Raw genomic sequence first — 3851 nt, 5'->3', positions numbered from 1 at the left:
CCCCCGCGCCGCTCGGCTCGCCCTCGACTCCGCATCACTGCACCCTAATCGGGGGACGGCCGCCGTGGGCGCCGGTCAGCGGGGCGGTTCGCGCATCCGAGACCCGGGTCGGCCGCACCCTCCGGGCCGCACCGGCGGCGCTCGACCGGTGGGAAGGGGGCCCGGCGCACGCCCGTCGAGGGCGGGGGACGGCGCGCGCGGAACGGCGGGGCGCCCGCCGCCGCGCCGCCTAGCATGGGGCGGGTGACCGACCAGCAGGAGCCTCCCGTCCGCCTCCGCCCCGAGATCCTGGCGCTCCCCGCCTACAAGCAGGGCCGCGCGGCCGCCGCCGACGCCTTCAAGCTCTCCTCCAACGAGAACCCGTTCGACCCGCTGCCCTCCGTGCTCGCGCGGGTCCGCGAGGTGGACGACTTCAACCGGTACCCGGACGCGGCGGCGACCGCCCTGCGCACAGCGCTCGCCGCGGAGTACGGCGTCCCGATCGAGGAGGTGATCGTCGGAGCCGGCTCCGTCGCGGTCATCGCCCAGCTCATCACCGCGGCGGCGGGCCCGGGCGACGAGGTCGTCTACGCCTGGCGCTCGTTCGAGGCGTACCCCTCGCTCGTCACGACCGCGGGCGCCACCAGCGTGCGCGTGCCGCTCCGCGCCGACGACTCCCACGACCTCGACGCCATGGCTCAGGCCGTCACCGAGCGCACCCGCCTGCTGATCGTCTGCAGCCCCAACAACCCCACCGGCACCGTCGCGACCGCCGACGACGTCGAGGCGCTCCTCGAGCGCGTCCCGGGAGACGTCCTCGTGCTCCTCGACGAGGCGTACGCCGAGTTCGTCGACGACGAGCGGGCCGTGGACGGCACCCGCCTGCTCGGCCGCTACCCGAACCTCGTGATCGCTCGCACATTCTCCAAGGCGTACGGCCTCGCCGGCCTCCGCGTCGGCTACGCGATCGGCCACGCGCGGATCCTCGACGCCGCCCGCTCCACCGCCATCCCGCTCTCGGTCACCCGGTTCGCCGAGACCGCGGCGGTCGCCTCCCTCGAGCACCGCGAGGAGCTCCTCGAGCGCGTCCACCGCATCACCCGCCTCCGCGACGACCTCTGGCGGGCGCTGCTCGACCAGGGCTGGACGATCCCGGAGTCGCAGGCGAACTTCCTCTGGTTCGACACCCGCGAGGACACGGCGCGGGCGGCCGAGGTCTTCGAGCGCGCCGGGGTCGTGGTCCGCGCGTTCCCGCCGGAGGGGATCCGCGTCTCCGTCGGCGAGGCGCGCTCTGTCGACAAGCTCCTCAGCGCAGCGGCCGAGATTGTGGCTTCCCTCCCCGAGGGCCACCCCGCGAGACGGATAGGTTAGTCGGGTGGTAGCCACCAGCACGGAGTCGCCGACTGTCCAGTTCCTCTCCGCGGACGGGCGGTTCTCGCCGACCCCCGCGGCCGAGCAGTACGCCTCCTACCTCGACGGGGTGGACGAGGCGCAGCACCGCTCCTTCTACCGCGAGATGGCGGTGGTCCGCCGCTTCGACACCGAGGCCGCGAACCTGCAGCGCCAGGGCCAGCTCGGACTGTGGGTCCCGAGCCACGGCCAGGAGGCGGCGCAGGTCGGCTCCGCGTTCGCGATGCGCCCGCAGGACCACGTGTTCCCCTCCTACCGCGAGCACGTCGTCGGCAAGATCCGCGGCATCGACCTGCTCGGCGTCCTCGCGCTCCTGCGCGGCACGACGCACGGCGGCTGGGACCCGACCGACCCGACGAACGGGAACTTCCACCTCTACACGCTGGTGCTCGGCTCGCAGGCCCTGCACGCGACCGGCTACGCGATGGGCCTCACCCTCGACGGAGCGACCGGCACGGGCGACCCCGAGAAGGACGCGGCCGTCGTCGTCTACTTCGGCGACGGCGCCTCCAGCCAGGGCGACGTCAGCGAGGCGATGGTCTTCGCCGCGAGCTACCAGGCTCCCGAGGTCTTCTTCCTCCAGAACAACCACTACGCGATCTCGGTCCCCGTGGCCACGCAGTCGCGCAGCCCCCTCTACCTCCGCTCCTCCGGCTTCGGCATCCCCGGTGTGCAGATCGACGGCAACGACGTGCTCGCGAGCTACGCGGTCACCGCCAAGCACCTGCAGGACGCGCGCTCCGGCGGCGGTCCCCAGTTCATCGAGGCGCTGACTTACCGGATCGGCGCGCACACCTCGAGCGACGACCCGACGAAGTACCGCACCGACGACGAGCTCGCCTCGTGGGTCGCGAAGGACCCGATCACCCGCTTCGCCGCGTTCCTGCGGAGCGAGGGCGTGGAGCAGTCCTTCTTCGACGAGGTCGACGAGGAGGCGAAGGACTTCGCGTCCGACATCCGCCGCCGCCTCCTCGCCCTCGAGGTCCCTCCCACGGGCGTCATGTTCGACCACGTCTACTCGGAGCCGCACGTGCTCGTCGAGGAGCAGAAGGCGTGGCTGCAGCGCTACGAAGAATCGTTCGGAGGCGAGTGATGACGATCGACACCAGCACGACGGCCGCGCAGCCGCCCCTCACCGGGTCGCAGCTCGAGTCCATGTCCATGGCCAAGGCGCTCAACGCCGGCCTCCGCCGCGCGATGACGCAGGACGACCGCGTCCTCCTGATGGGCGAGGACATCGGCCCCCTGGGCGGCGTCTTCCGCATCACCGAGGGCCTGCACGCCGAGTTCGGGGCGAAGCGCGTGCTCGACACGCCGCTCGCCGAGTCCGGCATCGTCGGCACCGCGATCGGGCTCGCGATGCGCGGCTTCCGCCCGGTCTGCGAGATCCAGTTCGACGGGTTCATCTACCCGGCCTTCGACCAGATCACCTCGCAGCTGGCCAAGATGACCAATCGCCACGAGGGCGCGATCACCATGCCCGTCGTCATCCGCGTGCCCTACGGCGGGCACATCGGAGCGGTCGAGCACCACCAGGAGAGCAACGAGGCGTACTTCGCGCACACCGCGGGCCTGCGCGCGGTCAGCCCGTCGACTCCCAACGACGCCTACTGGATGATCCAGGAGGCCATCGCCTCGGACGACCCCGTCATGTTCTTCGAGCCCAAGAGCCGCTACTGGCCCAAGGGCGACGTCGACCTCAGCGGTTCCGCCGCGCCGCTGCACGCCAGCCGCGTCGTCCGCCAGGGCACGGAGGTCACGCTGGTCGGCTGGGGCCCGATGGTCGCCGTCCTCCTCCAGGCCGCCGAGCTCGCCGGCGAGGAGGGCACGAGCGTCGAGGTCGTCGACCTGCGCTCACTCTCCCCGATCGACTGGGAGCCGCTGCTCGCGTCGGTCCGCAGGACCGGTCGGCTCGTCGTCGCGCAGGAGGCGTCCGCGAACGTGAGCCTCGGCTCCGAGATCGCGGCGACCGTCACCGAGCGCGCCTTCTTCTCGCTGGAGGCGCCGGTCCTCCGGGTCGCCGGCTTCGACACCCCCTTCCCGCCCGCCAAGGTCGAGAAGCTCTTCCTCCCCGACGTCGACCGCGTGCTCGAGGCCGTCGACCGCTCGCTCGCGTACTGACGCGCGCGACATCCGCCCGCACGAGCCCACAGGAGTCCCCCCGATGACAGAGCAGTTCCTCCTCCCCGACGTCGGCGAGGGCCTCACCGAGGCCGAGATCGTGGCCTGGAAGGTCAAGGTCGGCGACGAGGTGGCCGTCAACCAGGTCCTCGTCGAGATCGAGACCGCCAAGTCGCTCGTCGAGCTCCCCTCGCCGTTCAGCGGCACCGTGGTCGACGTGCTCGTCGACGAGGGCCAGACGGTCGACGTCGGCACCGCGATCATCACCGTCCAGGCCGGAGCCGGCTCGATCGGCTCCGAGGTGCCCGCGATCCCGGCCCACCCCGCGCAGGCCGCCGCCC

The 3851-nt window shown here is 72.3% G+C and carries 4 protein-coding genes; all 4 read left to right on the top strand.

What is annotated here, in order from left to right:
* Positions 1-234: 234 nt before the first annotated feature.
* Positions 235-1350 (top strand): histidinol-phosphate transaminase, encoded by a 1116-nt coding sequence (hisC, locus tag C5C39_RS17070; RefSeq protein WP_104353944.1) that lies wholly within the window; start codon positions 235-237, stop codon positions 1348-1350.
* Between the two features lie 4 nt (positions 1351-1354).
* Entirely contained in the window at positions 1355-2482 is a 1128-nt protein-coding gene (locus tag C5C39_RS17065) for a thiamine pyrophosphate-dependent dehydrogenase E1 component subunit alpha (RefSeq protein WP_104226633.1), read from the top strand.
* A 62-nt stretch (positions 2483-2544) separates the two neighbouring features.
* The gene (locus C5C39_RS17060; protein WP_181027250.1) at positions 2545-3510 is read left to right on the top strand and encodes an alpha-ketoacid dehydrogenase subunit beta; all 966 of its coding nucleotides are present in this window, start codon (positions 2545-2547) and stop codon (positions 3508-3510) included.
* A gap of 43 nt (positions 3511-3553) precedes the next feature.
* Positions 3554-3851, top strand: a 298-nt coding sequence (locus tag C5C39_RS17055; protein WP_308471219.1) for a biotin/lipoyl-containing protein, incomplete at its 3' end; no start/stop codon positions are given.

The sequence above is a fragment of the Rathayibacter sp. AY1F3 genome (assembly GCF_002931975.1).
Taxonomy (GTDB): Bacteria; Actinomycetota; Actinomycetes; order Actinomycetales; family Microbacteriaceae; genus Rathayibacter.
Note: the sequence above shows the minus strand (reverse complement) of the source record. Positions and strands in the feature narration are given on the sequence as shown.